We start from the raw sequence: 15,010 nt of genomic DNA, 5'->3' as shown, positions 1-15,010 counted from the left end.
TGACAACGCCCCCGACGGGCGGCCGCCGCTCACCTGCCGGGGCTCAGCCCCGGAATCCGAGCAGCCCGTGCAGCGTCGCGCCGCGCGAGCCCGAGGCCGAGGCCTTCTTGCTCAGCGGCTTGGGGTCGGGCAGCGGCTTGCACACCGCGTCGACCTCACCGCCGCTGCGCGGCACCCTGCCGTCGGCCAGATACGTGGCCAGGTGCTTGTCCAGGCAGGTGTTTCCGCTCAGCGTGATGCCGTGGTTGCCGCCGCCCTGCTCGACCACCAGGCTGGAGTCGCCCAGCAGGTGATGGACCATGACACCGCCCTCGTACGGGGTGGCCGCGTCGTCGGTCGCCTGGAACAGCAGCACCGGCGGCACCGAGTCGTTGGAGACGTCCTCGGGCTCCAGGGAGTCCGTGGGCCAGAACGCGCACGGCGCGTTGTACCAGGCGTTGCTCCAGGTCATGAAGGGCGCCTTCTCGTACACCTCCCAGTTGTCCTCGCGCCACGTCTCCCAGTCGCGCGGCCAGGACGCGTCACGGCACTGCACCGAGGTGTAGATGCTGTAGCTGTTGTCGCCCGCGGTGTCGACGGCACCGAAGTTCTGGTACGCCTCGACCAGCGGGTCGTCGTTCTTATCGTTGACGAAGGCCGCGAACGCCTCGGCGAGATACGGCCAGTAGCCGTTGTAGTAGCCGCCGGGGACGAACGTGTCCTCCAGTTCGGAGGCGCCCACCGTCTTGTCCGCGGGCTTCTTCGCCAGCGCGGCCCTCATTGCGTACCACTTGGTCTCGATCTTCTCCGGATCGGTCCCGAGCCTGTACTTCGCGTTGTTCTTCGCGACCCAGGCCATGAAGGCCCGGTGACGGTCGTTGAAGGCGTGGTCCTGGGCGAGGTTGTCCTCGTACCAGACTCCGGTGGGGTCGACGATGGAGTCGAGCACCATGCGCCGTACGCGGTCCGGGTGGAGCTTCGCGTAGACGGCGCCCAGGTAGGTGCCGTACGAGTACCCGAAGTAGTTGATCTTCTTGGCGCCGAGCGCGTGCCGGATCGCGTCCATGTCATGGACCGCGCTCACGGTGTCGAGGTACGGCAGCAGCTTCCCGTACTTCGCGCCGCACGCCTTCGCGAAGGCCTTGACCCGGTCGAGGTTGGCCTTCTCCAGGGCGGGGGTGCTCGGCACCGAGTCGGGGCGTACGGGCTTGAAGTGCCCCGGCCTGCAGTTCGGGGCGGGCTTGCTGGCGCCGACGCCGCGCGGGTCGAACCCGATGACGTCGTACTGCGAGGCCACCGCCTTCGGCAGCGTGGCCGCGATGAAGCCGGCGAGCGTGAGGCCGCTGCCGCCGGGGCCGCCCGGGTTCACCAGGAGCGGTCCCTGGGACTTCTTCGCGGTGTGCGGGACCCGCGACAGCGCGAGCGTGATGCGCTCGCCGTGCGGGTCCGTGTGGTCGAGCGGCACCTTCAGGGACGCGCACTGGAGCGTCGGATAGGAGGTGGTGCCGCACTTCTTCCAGGTGAGCTTCGCCTGGTCGGCGGAGAGCGTGGTGCGCGGTGCGGTCGCGGAGTCCGCGTTCGCGCCGGCCGGGATCGCGGTGATCATTCCGGCCACCACGGCAGCGGCACCGCACAGAGCAGCTGCGCGTCGGTTCACGATGAATCGCCTCGCATGGATGTTCCGGGCAGGGATTCTGGCCTGATCCTCGGGCCGGGGGTCCGGGGGTCCCCCGGGGAGATGCAGCATCGGACCTCCCAGGACGGAGGGTGTGGGCCGTGCACGCCACGGCCTTCGCCGTATCGTCCCGGAGCGGGCACCCGGAAGAAGCGATTCCGGCAGGAGTTTGACCCGATCGGGCCGCGTGATGCGCCCGGATGCAGCTGAGACGTCCTGGTCGGAGTGGGTGGCGATGCTCGTCCTGGTGCTGCTGCTCGTCCTGGTGCCGGTGCCGGTGCCGGAGTCTGTGTCGCTGCCGGTCAGAGAAGGGTGAGCTGGGTCGGCTCCGGGACGGCCGGTTCGACGGGTGCGGGGATCCTGCGCGGCATCCCCGCGCGCGTGGGACCTATCCCGTACTCCTCGGCCAGTTCATGGACCTGACGGGTGATCCGGCGCTGATACCACTTCGGGGCGTAGGCGCCCTCGGCGTACAGGCGCTCGTAGCGGCGCACCAGATACGGGTGGTGGTGTGCCAGCCAGCTCATGAACCACTCGCGCGCCCCCGGCCGCAGATGCAGCACGAGCGGTGTGACCGAGGTGGCGCCGGAGGCCGCGATCGCCCGTACCGTCGCGCGCAGCTGGGACGGGTCGTCGCCCAGGAAGGGGATCACCGGGGCCATCAGGACCCCGCAGTCGATGCCGTGTTCGCTCAGCGTGCGGACGGCGTCGAGGCGGCGCTCGGGGGCGGGGGTGCCCGGCTCCACGGTCCGCCACAGCTCGTGGTCGGTGAAGCCCACCGAGACGGAGATCCCGACCTCGGTCACCGCGGCCGCCTGCTTCAGGAGGTCGAGGTCACGCAGGATCAGCGTGCCCTTGGTGAGGATCGAGAAGGGGTTCGCGTGGTCGCGCAGGGCCGCGATGATGCCGGGCATCAGCTGGTAGCGGCCCTCGGCGCGCTGGTAGCAGTCCACGTTCGTGCCCATCGCTATGTGGTCGCCGAGCCAGCGCCGTGAGCCGAGATGCCGTCGCAGCAGCTCCGGGGCGTTCACCTTCACCACGATCTGGCTGTCGAAGCCGAGGCCCGTGTCGAGGTCCAGATAGCTGTGGGTCTTGCGGGCGAAACAGTAGACACACGCGTGCGTGCACCCCCGATAGGGGTTGACCGTCCACTCGAAGGGCATGCGCGAGGCGCCCGGCACCCGGTTCACGATCGACTTGGCCCGGATCTCGTGGAACGTGATTCCACGGAACTCCGGAGTGTCGAACGTACGTGTGGTCACCGCGTCCGCGCCGAACAGCGCGGCGTCCCTCGGCAGGTTGCCGCCGGACTCCACTGTGAGGTTCTCCCAGCGCATGACGCCTCCTCGGTAGCACTGGACACAGAATAGAACACATGTTCCCTTGATCGTGCGAACTCACTTTCGACGGGCGTGGCGTCCGAGGCTCCGGGCCCTGAGGGGACCCCGATTTGGGCGGCTCGACCGCCTGATGGTTGGCTGAGCGCTGACCCCCGAGATCCCGAGTGCTGGAGGAACGCAATGGCGCAGGTCGAGGCCACCACTGAGCGAGTCGTAGCGGCTCAGCCCGACGACGTGTTCGACGCGCTGGCCGACTACACCGGCACGCGTCCGAAGGTCCTGAGCGAGCACTTCAGCGAGTACGAGGTGCGTGAGGGCGGTGACGGCGAGGGCAGCCTCGTCCACTGGAAGCTCCAGGCCACGAGCAAGCGCGTCCGCGACTGCCTGCTCGAGGTGAGCGAGCCCACCGACGGTGAACTCGTCGAGAAGGACCGCAACTCCACGATGGTGACGACCTGGCGGGTCACCCCGGCCGGCGAGGGCAAGTCCCGTGTCGTCGTGACCACCGTCTGGAACGGCGCCGGCGGCATCGGCGGTTTCTTCGAGAAGACCTTCGCGCCCAAGGGTCTCGGGCGGATCTACGACGAGGTGCTGGCGAAGCTCGCCACCGAGGTGGAGAAGTAGCCCTCGGTGCGGTCCCGGTGGGCGTATGGAGGCGCTCGACCGGGCGATTCTCACGCTCACCGTTTCGAGTGGTTTTCGGTATGGCTCCGTCGTACGCCGTAGGGCTCCCACCGGCGGTTACGCCTGCTGAGCCCTACTGACGGGCGACTCGTCGCGCTTGCTCCCAGTTGTCGCGTAATGCGAGAAATGGGCCGCGCAGGCGCGACGAGGGGAGCAGCACGTGGGCGGGACGACTCTGGCGGCGGGCGAACGCGGCGTTTCGGCCCCGGCCCCCGACACACCCCAAGGGCCGCCGGAACCACAGCAGTTCGAGGCGCTCAGCCCGGCCCGCGTGCGGATGGTGTTCTTCGCGCTGATGCTGGCGCTGCTGCTCGCCGCGCTGGAGCAGATGATCGTCGCCACCGCCCTCCCCAGGATCGTCGGGGAGTTGCACGGTCTGGACCGGATGTCCTGGGCCATCACCGCGTATCTGCTCACGGCCACCGTCGGACTGCCCGTCTACGGCAAGCTCGGCGACCTGTACGGCCGCAAGGGCGTCTTCCAGTTCGCGATCGTCGTCTTCGTGATCGGCTCCGCGCTGGCCGGATGGTCGCGCACCATGGACCAGTTGATCGCCTTCCGCGCACTCCAGGGCGTCGGCGCCGGCGGACTCATGATCGGCGTTCAGGCGATCATCGCGGACATCGTGCCGCCCAGGGAACGCGGCCGCTTCATGGGTCTGATCGGCGCCGCCTTCGGCCTCGCGTCGGTCGCCGGCCCGTTGCTCGGCGGCTACTTCACCGACCACCTCTCCTGGCGCTGGTGCTTCTACGTCAACGTGCCCTTCGGCCTGGTCACGCTCGTCGTCGTGGCCGTCGTGCTCAAACTCCCCAAGCCGGCCGCCCGGCCCCGCCTCGACGTCCTGGGCGCCCTGCTGCTCGCCGTCGCCTCCACCTGCCTGGTGCTGCTGACCAGTTGGGGCGGAACGGAGTACGCGTGGGACTCGCGCGTCATTCTCGGGCTCGGAGCGGGAGCCGTCGCCTCGACGGCCCTGTTCCTCGTCGTCGAGCACTTCGCGGTCGAACCCCTTATCCCCCTGCGGCTGTTCCGCGACGGGGTCTTCAATGTCACCGCTCTGGTAGGCGTGATCGTCGGGGTCGCCCTCTTCGGAGCGGCCAGCTATCTGCCCACGTACCTGCAGATGGTCGACGGCGCCACCGCCACCGAGTCCGGCCTGCTCATGCTCCCGATGATGGCCGGCATCGTCGGCGCCTCGGTCGTCTCGGGCCAACTCATCAGCCGCAGCGGCCACTACAAGATCCACCCGATCCTCGGCGGCTTCCTCTCCGTCCTCGGCATGTGGCTCCTGTCGAGGATGGACGTCGACACGCCCCGGCTGCACTACAGCATCTGGATGGCCGTACTCGGCGCCGGGATCGGCCTCGTCATGCCCGTACTGATCCTCGCCGTGCAGAACTCCGTGGACCCCCGCGACCTCGGCACCGCGACCAGCGCCAACAACTACTTCCGACAGATCGGCGGCAGCGTCGGCGCCGCGGTCTTCGGCACCCTCTTCGCCGACCGGCTCGCCGACTCCCTCGCGGAACGGCTGCCCGCCGGGGCCGGCCTGCCCGACCCCGAGTCCATCACCCCGCAGCTCGTCCACGCACTGCCCGCCGAGCTTCGCGACGGCTACATCGCGGCCTACGCCGACGCCATGCCGCGGATCTTCCTCTACCTCGTGCCGGTGCTCGTCCTGGGCCTGCTCGTCGCCTTCTTCCTCAAGGAGAAACCGCTGGTGTCCCACCACACCTCTGCCGCCCCCGAGACCACCGCGTCCTACAACTCCTCGGTCCCGCAAGCGCGTTCGTCGTACGCCGCCGGAGTGCCCGTCTGCGGCACCGTCCAGCACCCCGACGGCACCGTCGTGCCCCGCGCCGCGCTCACCCTCATCGACGTCGCGGGACAGCAGATCGGCCGGGGCGCGAGCGGGGACGACGGACGGTACGCGCTGTCGACGCCCGGATCGGGGTCGTACGTCCTCATCGCCGCGGCCGGCGGGCATCAGCCGCAGGCCGTCAGCGTCACCGTCGGGGAGCGGCCGGTCGAGCTGGACGTCGTGCTCGGCGGCGCCGGACGGCTGGCCGGGAGCGTGGTGACGGCGGACGGGACGCCGGTGCGGGACGCGACCGTCACGCTCACCAATGTGCACGGTGAGGTCGTCGCCACGACACGCAGTGGGCGCGAAGGGGGTTACGTCATCTCGGAGTTGGTGGCGGGGGAGTACACGCTGGCGGCGAGTGCGCCGGCCTTTCGGCCCGCTGCCCTGCCCGTGAGCGTGCAGGCCGCCCGAGAGACCCGGCAGGACGTCGAGCTGGCGGGCGGGGCCGTGCTTCGGGGGACCGTGCGGGCCAGTGGGGGGCGGCCCGTCGAGGACGCGCGGGTGACGCTGCTGGACGCCGCGGGGAATGTGGTGGACACGTTGACCACCGGGGGTGACGGAACGTTCCGGTTCGTTGATCTTTCCTCGGGGGAGTACACGGTGATCGCCGCGGGGTACCCGCCGGTGGCTACCGTTTTGCAGGTGGCCGGGGGTGGGAGGACCGAGCGGGATCTTCAGTTGGGGCACGAGGATTGAGGGTTGTGCGTCGGCCGCGGGCCGGTGGGGGCTGGGCGCGCAGTTCCCCGCGCCCCTTGAAAGACGCCCCTGTCGGGGCGCTGGTGTGCGCCGGAGTTATTTAGGTCAATGCCACACATGGCAACCAGGCGCGGACGTACCGTGGTTGTGACGGTACAGATCTTGCGGACCGTGGGGAGAGAGGGCCTGGGCCATGGACCGTGGCACCGAGAGGGGCACAGCTCACGGCCGTGCGGGCGGGAACGGGGTCGCGGCGGGCCGGATTCCGCTGGCCGTGGTGGTCGTCGACCGTGAAGGCCTGGTCTCGCACTGGAGCCGGGGCGCCCGGCGGCTGTTCGGGGCCGCCAAGGACGAGGCGGTCGGACGGCCGGCAGTCGATCTGCTGCCCGTGTCCGGTGCCCTGCCCGACGACGACGAGGTCGCTCCCTACGGGGCGTATTCGCCGTACGACGGTCTCGGGCCCGACCTGGAGTCGTCCCTCGACGGGCGGCTGTCCTATCCGGCGGCGGGGCGCGCACGGTTGTCGGCGCCCGACAGTGACCGGATCGATGTGCTGTGGTGGGCGTATCCCCTGGTGGGGCCGGGCCCGGAGCGGCTGCTGGTGCTCGCCGCCGACGCCGGCGGGCTGCGCCACGAGGACACCGGCGTGGGGCTGACCATGGAGCGCATCGCACCAGGGTTCGCGCTGCACACCGACTTCCCCGGCGCCGACGAACTGGCCCGCAGGCTGCCCGAGATCCTGCCCAGCATGAGCGTCGGCGAGAGCGCCCGCATCGTCGCCCAGGTCCTCGAACTGGGTTATCCCGTCCTGGAGTTCAGCCAGAACGACCGGGTGCCCGTCACTCCCGACTGGGGCGTGCCCCGGCGCGCCGAGCGCAAGGCGCGTCAGGAGCGGGCGGCTGCGGCGGTCGCATCCGGCGCGCCCCTGCCACAGGAGGCGGACGACGAGGGCGAAGACCTCGAATACGCCGCCGTCCGTGAGCGTCTGGAATTCCTGAACGAGGTCAGCGGACGGATCGGCACCTCGCTCGACCTGTCCCGCACCATCGTCGAGGTCAGCCGGGCCGTGGTCCCACGCTTCACGGACGTGGCCGGCACCTACCTCCGCGAGCAGGTCGTCGCGGGTGAGGGCTTCCCCGAGGGCGTGCCCGACACGACCACCATGTGGCACCGGGTCGCCGTGGAGCACACGGACGAACCGGGCCGCTGGGACGACGTCGTGCCGGTCGGCGAGGCCATGCCGTTCCCGGCCCACACCCCGTTCTTCCAGTGCATGACCACCGGCGACCCCGTCCTCGTGCCCCGCATCAGCGAGCAGATGGGGCACATGATCGCCGCGCAGTTCGAGAAGCGCGACATCCGGCCCCTCATCACGGGCCGCTCCATGCTGGTCGTGCCCCTCAAGGCCCGCAACGTGGTCCTCGGCTTCATGATCCTGCTGCGGCACCCCGAGCGCGTCGAGTTCAACGACATGGACCGCGTCACCGGCGCCGAACTCGCCGCCCGCGCCGGGCTCGTGCTCGACAACGCCCGGATGTACACGTACCAGGAGAGCGTCGCCGAGACCCTCCAGGACAGCATGCTGCCGCACATCGCGCCGCGCATGGCGGGCTGCGACATCGCGACCCGCTATCTGCCGGGCACGCTGCTCGGACGGGTCGGCGGCGACTGGTTCGACTCGGTCAAGCTGCCCGGGTCACGGACCGCGCTCGTCGTCGGCGACGTCATGGGGCACGGGCTCAACTCGGCCGCGATGATGGGCCAGTTGCGCACCGCCGTCCAGACCATGGCTGCCCTCGACCTGCCGCCGGCCCAACTCCTGCGCAACCTCGACGACTTGGCGCAGCGCCTCGGCGAGCACTACCTCGCGACCTGCCTGTACGCGGTGTACGACCCCATCAGGAGCGAGTTGCGGATAGCCAACGCGGGCCATATCCCACCAGTGTTGGTCCGCGCCGAGGACGGCCGCAGCGATCTGCTCGACCTGCCCACGGGAGCGCCCATCGGCGTCGGCGGAGTGCCCTTCGAGTCCGTAGAGGTCCGGGTTGCGCCCGGCGACCGGCTCGTGATGTGCACCGACGGACTGGTCGAGGTCCGCGGTGAGGACATCGGTGTCGGACTCGCCACGCTCTGCGAGTCCGCCGCGCACCCGGCCGCCTCCATGGACGACGCCTGCGACACCATCATCCGCGCACTCAACACCCGCGGCGGACGCAAGGACGACGTGGCGCTCCTGATGGCCCGGCTCAACGGCATCGAGCCCGAGGACGTCGCCCAGTGGCGGATCGGCCACGACCGGACGGAGGTCGGCAGGGCACGCTCAGTGGTCCGCGAACAGCTTCACGTGTGGGGGCTGAACTCCCTTGTCGACTCGACCGAGTTGATGGTCAGCGAACTCGTCACCAACGCCGTACGGCACTCCCACAGCCGGCCCATCGAGCTGCGGCTCGTCCGGGGCGAGACGCTGCTGTGCGAGGTGGACGACGACGACCACACCCTGCCGACGCTGCTCAGCACGCGCCGGCTCGACGAGTTCGGGCGCGGGATGCGTGTGGTCAGCACACTGGCGCGCGAGTGGGGGACCAGCCGGACGAGTTCCGGCAAGACGGTGTGGTTCGAGTTGCCCCTGCCGGGTCGCTAGCCGCTGTCGGCCGTACCGCCTGTTTCTTGGGGAACGAGGGGCACGAGGGGCGCACATCGGCGTGCGGCAGTCGAATGAGCGGTGAAGGTGTGCGCCGCCCGCTTGTCGCTTCACGCCGGGCGCGATAAACCGGACTGCCCGTCACTTTTCGGCGGTCCGTGGTCGCGTCCTGGGGAGCTGGCATGAGTGTGACGACTCGGTACAGAGAGGCCTGGGAGGGCTTCTGGCGGGAGGCCCCCGGCGAGCAGGGGGCCGTCTTCTGGGACGCCGAGCCCGCGGTTACGGCGGGGATCCACCTCGGGCTGTTCGAACCGCAGTTGGCGGCGCCCGGCCTGCCTCTCGTGGACCTCGGCTGCGGCAACGGGACCCAGACCCGGTTCCTCGCCGACCGATATCCGCGGGTCATCGGTGCCGATCTGTCGGCTGCCGCCCTCGATCACGCCCGGCTCGCGGACCCGGCCGGGCAGGCCTCCTACCGGCTGTTCGACGCGGCCGAGAAGGCCGAGGCCGAGACGCTGCACGCGGAGCTGGGTGACGCGAACGTGTACATGCGGGGTGTTCTGCATCAGTGCGAGCCGGACGATCGGCAGCCGTTGGTCGATGGGCTTGCCGCCCTTGTGGGTGACCGGGGGCGGGCCTTTGTCGTCGAGCTTGCGGAGGCGGCGGGGGTGATCCTGCGGGGGCTTGCGCAGGGGCCCGGTGGGCCGCCGGCCAAGCTGGCGCCCGTGTTTCGGCATGGGATCGCGCCGGGGGAAGTGGCTGACGCCGCCGTGCCCGAGTATCTGCGGGCTGCGGGGCTCGCCGTGCTGGCGAGTGGGGAGTTGCCGCTTGTGACGACGGAGTTCCTGGCGGACGGTACGCGGATCGAGTTGCCGTCGAAGTGGGTTGTGGTGGGGCGCGGCTGACTGTCGGGGGTTGTGGGGCGCCGGTGTGGATCGCGGTCGGGTGCGGGTGTGTGGGGGCTGGTCGCGCAGTTCCCCGCGCCCCTATCGGGGCGCAGGTTGCCGCACGCCCGAAGAGGCGCCGGTGATCGGGTCCGAGCGTCGCGACGCGTGCTGAACGCAAGTGGGCGCACCCTTGGCCCCTCCAGAGGTATGTGACATAGTACTGGCGTGACCAAGTCGCTGACCTGCGATGTTGTGGTCGTCGGGGCCGGGATGGTCGGGGCGGCCAGTGCTTTGTACGCCGTTCGGGCGGGGCTGAGTGTCGTCCTGGTGGACCGGGGGCCGGTGGCCGGGGGTACGACCGGGACCGGGGAGGGGAACCTGCTCGTCTCGGACAAGGAACCGGGGCCCGAGCTCGAACTCGCCCTGCTCTCTGGGCGGTTGTGGGCCGATCTTGCCGCCGAGACCGGAGTGGCCGGGGCCGTCGAGTACGAGGCCAAGGGTGGGGTCGTCGTGGCATCCGCGCCTGAGGGGCTCGCGGCGCTGGAGCTGTTTGCCGTCGGGCAGCGCTCAGCCGGTGTCGAGGCCATGTCCGTCGGCGCCGGTGAACTCCATGAACTGGAGCCCTGCTTGGCGGAGGGGCTCGCGGGCGGGGTCCTCTATCCGCAGGACGCCCAGGTGATGCCGACACTGGCCGCCGCCCATCTCGTACGACTCGCCCGCGCGGCCGGTGCCGGGTTGCGGACCGGGTGGACGGTCACGGAGGTGCTGCGCACGGCGGCCGGGGCGGTGCGTGGAGTCCGGACATCTCATGGTGATGTGCACGCTCCTGCCGTGGTCAACGCCGCCGGGACCTGGGGCGGGGAGCTGGCCGCGCTGGCCGGGGTGTCCCTGCCCGTGCTGCCCCGGCGTGGATTCGTCCTGGTCACCGAGCCGCTGCCCCGCCGGGTGCGGCACAAGGTGTACGCCGCCGACTACGTGGCCGACGTGGCCAGTGACTCGGCCGCGCTGCAGACCTCCCCGGTGGTCGAGGGGACTGCGGCGGGACCGGTACTGATCGGGGCGAGCCGGGAACGGGTCGGCTTCGACCGCTCCTTCTCCCTGCCCGTCGCCCGGGCGCTCGCGGCGGGGGCGACCCGGCTGTTCCCCTTCCTTGCGGAGGTCAGGGCCATGCGCGCCTACCTCGGCTTCCGTCCGTACATGCCCGACCACCTGCCCGCGATCGGGCCGGACGCGCGCGTGCCCGGGCTCTTCCACGCGTGCGGGCACGAGGGCGCCGGCATCGGACTCGCCACCGGGACGGGCCACTTGATCGCCCAGGTGCTGGCGGAGAAGACCCCCGATCTGGACCTCGCGCCGTTCCGCCCGGACCGCTTTCCGGATTCGGTGACCGAGGAGGCCCCGTGACGCCCCGCACGCCGCTCGACCTGGCCGACGCCCGGCCCGGGCCCGCCTTCACCGTCACCTTCGACGGCCGGGAGATCACCGTCCTGCCCGGTCAGACGGTCGCCGCCGCGCTCTGGTCGGCGGGCATCACGTCCTGGCGTACGACCCGGGGGAGCGGCGAGCCGCGCGGAGTCTTCTGTGGCATCGGGGTGTGCTTCGACTGCCTGGTGAGCGTCAACGGGCGGGTGAACCAACGGGCTTGTCTGGTGCCCGCCGAGGCCGGGGACGTGATCCGCACGCAGGAAGGGACCGGTCACCATGACTGAACGACGCCGCCTCGCGGTGATCGGTGCCGGCCCCGCCGGACTCACGGCCGCCCTCGCCGCCGCGGCTCGCGGTGTGCGGGTGACCCTGGTCGACTCCGCCCCGCAGGCGGGCGGGCAGTTCTACCGACAGACCGCTCCGGGGCTCGGGGCCCGCCGTCCGCAAGCCCTGCATCACCAGTGGCGTACCTGGGAACGGCTTCGGGACGGACTCGCGGCGCACATCGCCGCAGGCCGCGTCACTCACCTGACGGATCATCATGTGTGGTTCGTGGAACGGCAGTCCGGCACCTCCCGGCGACCGGAGCCACCGAGCACTGCCGATGACACCGGCCAGGACTCCTTCACCGTCCACGCTCTGCTCGGGCCCGAGCAGGAGGAGCCCGTCACCGTTCACGCGGACGCCGTACTGCTCGCCACCGGTGGGTACGAGAAGGTGCTCCCCTTTCCCGGCTGGACCCTCCCCGGAGTGGTCACCGCGGGTGGGGCGCAGGCCATGCTCAAGGGCGGGCTCGTGCTGCCGGGGCGTACCGCCGTGGTGGCCGGGACAGGGCCCTTGCTGCTGCCCGTGGCCGTCGGGCTCGCCTCGGCCGGGGCGAAGGTCGCGGCCCTCGTGGAGTCCGCCGATCCCCGGAACCTCGCCCGGCAGGCCCGCGTGCTCGCCGCCCATCCCGCGAAACTCGCCGAAGGCGCCCGGTACGCGGCCGAGTTGGCACGCCACCGCGTCAGGGCCCAGGTCAGCAGCACCGTCGTCGCCGCGCACGGCACCGGCCGGCTCGAAGCCGTCACCGTCGCCGCCCTCGACCGTGACGGACGGGTCCGGCCGGGAACGGGGCGGCGGGTCCCCTGCGACACCCTCGCCGTCGGCCACGGCATGCTCCCGCACACCGACCTCGCCGAAGCGCTCGGCTGCCGTCTCGACGGGGTCGCCGTCGCCGTGGACGACGAACAGCGCACCGACGTGCACGGCGTCTGGGCCGCCGGCGAGGCTACGGGGATCGGCGGCGCGGCCCTCGCCTCGGCCGAGGGCCGGATCGCCGGACTGTCCATCGCGGCGCGGCTCGACTCCCGTACTCCCGAAAGGAGTTCGTACGCGTCGGCGGCCAAGGCGCGTGCTGGGCTGCGGGAGTTCTTCGCCGCTGTCGACACGGTCTGTGCCCCGCCCGCCCATTGGACCGAGCAGGTCACCGACGACACCGTCGTGTGCCGGTGCGAGGAGGTGCCGGCCTCCGCGATCCGGGAGGCCGTGGACGAGCTGGGCGCCGGGGACGTACGCACCGTGAAACTGCTGACCAGGGCCGGGATGGGCTGGTGCCAGGGACGGATGTGCGGGCCTGCCGTGGCAGGGCTCGCGCGCTGTCCGGAGACACCCTCCCGACGGCCGTTCGCCCGGCCGGTGCCCCTCGGGGTGCTGGCTCGAGAGCCCGGCGAACCCTCATGACGCGTCACCCTCCACCGAAAACCGTCCACTGAAATCCGTCTACCGAAACCGGATGGGACCCCTCATGACCGATGACAACGTCACCGACAACCGCCCCTGGCGCGGCGTCCTCGTCGCCACCGCCCTCCCGCTGAACGACGACCTCTCCGTCAACCTCGACAAGTACGCGGAGCACTGCACGTGGCTCGTCGAGAACGGCTGTGACGGGGTCGTACCGAACGGCTCGCTCGGTGAGTACCAGGTGCTCACCCCCGAGGAGCGGGCACAGGTCGTCGAGACCGCGGTGGCCGCGATCGGCGGGCGGCGCGTGATGCCGGGCGTGGCCGCGTACGGGTCCGCCGAGGCCCGCCGCTGGGCAGAGCAGGCGCGCGACGCGGGCTGCGCCTCCGTGATGCTGCTGCCGCCGAACGCCTACCGCGCCGACGAGCGCTCGGTCCTCGCCCACTACGCGGAGGTGGCCAAGGCGGGCGTGCCGGTCGTCGCGTACAACAACCCCATCGACACCAAGGTCGACCTCGTGCCCGAGCTGCTCGCGAAGCTGCACGGCGAGGGGTACATCCACGGGGTGAAGGAGTTCTCCGGTGACGTACGCCGTGCCTACCGCATCGCCGAACTCGCCCCGGAACTCGACCTGTTGATCGGCGCCGACGACGTACTGCTGGAACTGGCGGTCGCCGGGGCCAAGGGCTGGGTGGCCGGCTACCCGAACGCGCTGCCCTCCGCGTCCGTCGCGCTGTACCGCGCCGCCGTCGCGGGAGACCTGGACACCGCGGGCAAGCTCTACCGCCAGCTGCACCCCTTGCTGCGCTGGGACTCGAAGACCGAGTTCGTGCAGGCCATCAAGTTGTCGATGGACATCGTGGGGCGGCACGGCGGTCCGGTACGGGCGCCGCGCGTGCCGCTCCTTCCCGAGCAGGAGCAGGCCGTGCGCGAGGCCACCGAGAGGGCTGTCGCTGCCGGGCTCGCCTGAGCCGCTGTCCTGCAATCCCGGACGTCGGCCCGAAGGCTCGCGGCCTCGATCTCTGCCTCGTAGGAGACCTCACCCAGGGAGCCCCATGCGCAGCAAACTCGTCCTGCACGCCGTCGACTCGCACACCGAGGGCATGCCGACCCGGGTGATCACCGGAGGCATCGGCACGGTCCCGGGTTCGACCATGAACGAGCGACGGCTGTACTTCCGTGAACACCGCGACGACATCAAGCAGTTGCTGATGAACGAGCCGCGCGGCCACGCGGCGATGAGCGGTGCGATCCTCCAGCCGCCGACCCGTCCGGACTGCGACTACGGCGTCATCTACATCGAGGTGTCGGGCTACCTCCCGATGTGCGGGCACGGGACCATCGGGGTCGCGACCGTCCTCGTGGAGACCGGCATGGTCGAGGTCGTCGAACCGGTGACCACCATCCGCCTCGACACCCCGGCGGGGCTCGTCGTCGCCGAGGTGGCGGTGGAGGACGGCGCCGCCAAGGCGGTCACGCTCAAGAACGTGCCGTCCTTCTCCGTCGCCCTGGACCGCAAGATTCAGCTCGCCGACGGGCGGACTGTGACGTACGACCTGGCGTACGGCGGAAACTTCTACGCGATCCTGCCGCTCGACCAGTTCGGGCTGCCCTTCGACCGGGCCCGCAAGGACGACATCCTGGTGGCCGGGCTCTCGCTGATGGACGCCATCAACGCCGAGGCGGAGCCCGTCCACCCAGAGGATCCGTCCATCCGGGGCTGTCACCATGTGCAGCTCACCGCGCCGGGCTCGACGGCCCAGCACTCGCGGCACGCGATGGCCATCCACCCCGGCTGGTTCGACCGCTCACCCTGCGGTACGGGCACCTCCGCGCGCATGGCGCAGCTGCACGCACGCGGCGAACTCCCCCTGAACACCGAGTTCTTGAACGAGTCCTTCATCGGCACCCACTTCACCGGCCGGCTCCTCGACACCACCGAGGTCGCAGGGATCCCGGCCGTGCTGCCAAGCTTCACCGGGCGTGCCTGGGTGACCGGCACGGCCCAGTATCTGCTCGACCCCAGCGACCCGTTCCCGGCGGGCTTCGTCCTCTGAAGCCCCCGGAACCTCGCGAGATTCCCACCCAGCCCCACGCACC

12 protein-coding genes are annotated in these 15,010 nt (G+C 70.9%); 10 read left to right on the top strand and 2 right to left on the bottom strand.

The genetic code is table 11. From position 1 onward, the window contains the following. Positions 1-43 precede the first annotated feature (43 nt). Complete coding sequence (locus ACIBEI_RS46650) at positions 44-1,636, bottom strand: alpha/beta hydrolase (protein WP_398897316.1); 1,593 nt, start codon at positions 1,634-1,636, stop codon at positions 44-46. Positions 1,637-1,841: 205 nt separating this feature from the next. On the opposite strand from ACIBEI_RS46650, the gene ACIBEI_RS46645 reads away from it, so the two are divergent. Beyond that, the gene (locus ACIBEI_RS46645; RefSeq protein ID WP_398897315.1) at positions 1,842-1,970 is read left to right on the top strand and encodes a hypothetical protein; all 129 of its coding nucleotides are present in this window, start codon (positions 1,842-1,844) and stop codon (positions 1,968-1,970) included. On the opposite strand, the gene ACIBEI_RS46640 is transcribed toward ACIBEI_RS46645, so the two are convergent. Then, positions 1,957-2,991 carry an Rv2578c family radical SAM protein gene (locus tag ACIBEI_RS46640; RefSeq protein WP_398897314.1) on the bottom strand — a complete coding sequence of 345 codons (1,035 nt, stop codon included), beginning with the start codon at positions 2,989-2,991 and terminating at the stop codon, positions 1,957-1,959. The two genes, ACIBEI_RS46645 and ACIBEI_RS46640, sit on opposite strands and share 14 nt — an antisense overlap. A gap of 183 nt (positions 2,992-3,174) precedes the next feature. On the opposite strand from ACIBEI_RS46640, the gene ACIBEI_RS46635 reads away from it, so the two are divergent. The 9 genes from ACIBEI_RS46635 to ACIBEI_RS46595 all read left to right on the top strand — a co-directional run bounded on the left by ACIBEI_RS46635 (position 3,175) and on the right by ACIBEI_RS46595 (position 14,967). Next, a complete protein-coding gene (locus tag ACIBEI_RS46635; protein WP_398897313.1) occupies positions 3,175-3,618 on the top strand; it encodes an SRPBCC family protein in 444 nt (147 codons plus the stop codon). A gap of 220 nt (positions 3,619-3,838) precedes the next feature. Further along, on the top strand, positions 3,839-6,235 hold the full coding sequence (locus tag ACIBEI_RS46630; RefSeq protein WP_398897311.1) for an MFS transporter: 2,397 nt from the start codon (positions 3,839-3,841) through the stop codon (positions 6,233-6,235). A gap of 193 nt (positions 6,236-6,428) precedes the next feature. After that, the gene (locus ACIBEI_RS46625; RefSeq protein ID WP_398897310.1) at positions 6,429-8,876 is read left to right on the top strand and encodes a SpoIIE family protein phosphatase; all 2,448 of its coding nucleotides are present in this window, start codon (positions 6,429-6,431) and stop codon (positions 8,874-8,876) included. A 182-nt stretch (positions 8,877-9,058) separates the two neighbouring features. Then, positions 9,059-9,781 (top strand): class I SAM-dependent methyltransferase, encoded by a 723-nt coding sequence (locus tag ACIBEI_RS46620; RefSeq protein WP_398897308.1) that lies wholly within the window; start codon positions 9,059-9,061, stop codon positions 9,779-9,781. Positions 9,782-9,988: 207 nt separating this feature from the next. Then, positions 9,989-11,167: an NAD(P)/FAD-dependent oxidoreductase gene (locus tag ACIBEI_RS46615; RefSeq protein WP_398897306.1), complete on the top strand. Its 1,179-nt coding sequence runs from the start codon at positions 9,989-9,991 to the stop codon at positions 11,165-11,167. Then, the gene (locus tag ACIBEI_RS46610) at positions 11,164-11,472 is read left to right on the top strand and encodes a (2Fe-2S)-binding protein (RefSeq protein ID WP_398897305.1); all 309 of its coding nucleotides are present in this window, start codon (positions 11,164-11,166) and stop codon (positions 11,470-11,472) included. Before ACIBEI_RS46615 ends, ACIBEI_RS46610 begins: the two co-directional genes overlap by 4 nt. Beyond that, a complete protein-coding gene (locus ACIBEI_RS46605) occupies positions 11,465-12,910 on the top strand; it encodes an NAD(P)/FAD-dependent oxidoreductase (protein WP_398897304.1) in 1,446 nt (481 codons plus the stop codon). Before ACIBEI_RS46610 ends, ACIBEI_RS46605 begins: the two co-directional genes overlap by 8 nt. 64 nt (positions 12,911-12,974) lie before the next feature. Beyond that, complete coding sequence (locus tag ACIBEI_RS46600; RefSeq protein WP_398897303.1) at positions 12,975-13,880, top strand: dihydrodipicolinate synthase family protein; 906 nt, start codon at positions 12,975-12,977, stop codon at positions 13,878-13,880. Positions 13,881-13,965: 85 nt separating this feature from the next. After that, entirely contained in the window at positions 13,966-14,967 is a 1,002-nt protein-coding gene (locus tag ACIBEI_RS46595) for a proline racemase family protein (RefSeq protein WP_398897301.1), read from the top strand. The last annotated feature ends 43 nt before the right edge of the window (positions 14,968-15,010 follow it).

The organism is Streptomyces sp. NPDC050988 (assembly GCF_044456225.1).
Classification (GTDB): Bacteria; Actinomycetota; Actinomycetes; order Streptomycetales; family Streptomycetaceae; genus Streptomyces.
The sequence above is the reverse complement of the archived record's forward strand: the minus strand, read 5'-3'. Positions and strand labels throughout refer to the sequence as shown.

What these genes read in the sequence shown, in the direction of transcription:
- ACIBEI_RS46640 (WP_398897314.1), bottom strand. Translation starts at nt 2,991, where the DNA reads ATGCGCTGGGAGAACCTCACAGTGGAGTCCGGCGGCAACCTGCCGAGG.
- ACIBEI_RS46635 (WP_398897313.1), top strand. Translation starts at nt 3,175, where the DNA reads ATGGCGCAGGTCGAGGCCACCACTGAGCGAGTCGTAGCGGCTCAGCCC.
- ACIBEI_RS46625 (WP_398897310.1), top strand. Translation starts at nt 6,429, where the DNA reads ATGGACCGTGGCACCGAGAGGGGCACAGCTCACGGCCGTGCGGGCGGG.
- ACIBEI_RS46620 (WP_398897308.1), top strand. Translation starts at nt 9,059, where the DNA reads ATGAGTGTGACGACTCGGTACAGAGAGGCCTGGGAGGGCTTCTGGCGG.
- ACIBEI_RS46605 (WP_398897304.1), top strand. Translation starts at nt 11,465, where the DNA reads ATGACTGAACGACGCCGCCTCGCGGTGATCGGTGCCGGCCCCGCCGGA.
- ACIBEI_RS46600 (WP_398897303.1), top strand. Translation starts at nt 12,975, where the DNA reads ATGACCGATGACAACGTCACCGACAACCGCCCCTGGCGCGGCGTCCTC.
- ACIBEI_RS46595 (WP_398897301.1), top strand. Translation starts at nt 13,966, where the DNA reads ATGCGCAGCAAACTCGTCCTGCACGCCGTCGACTCGCACACCGAGGGC.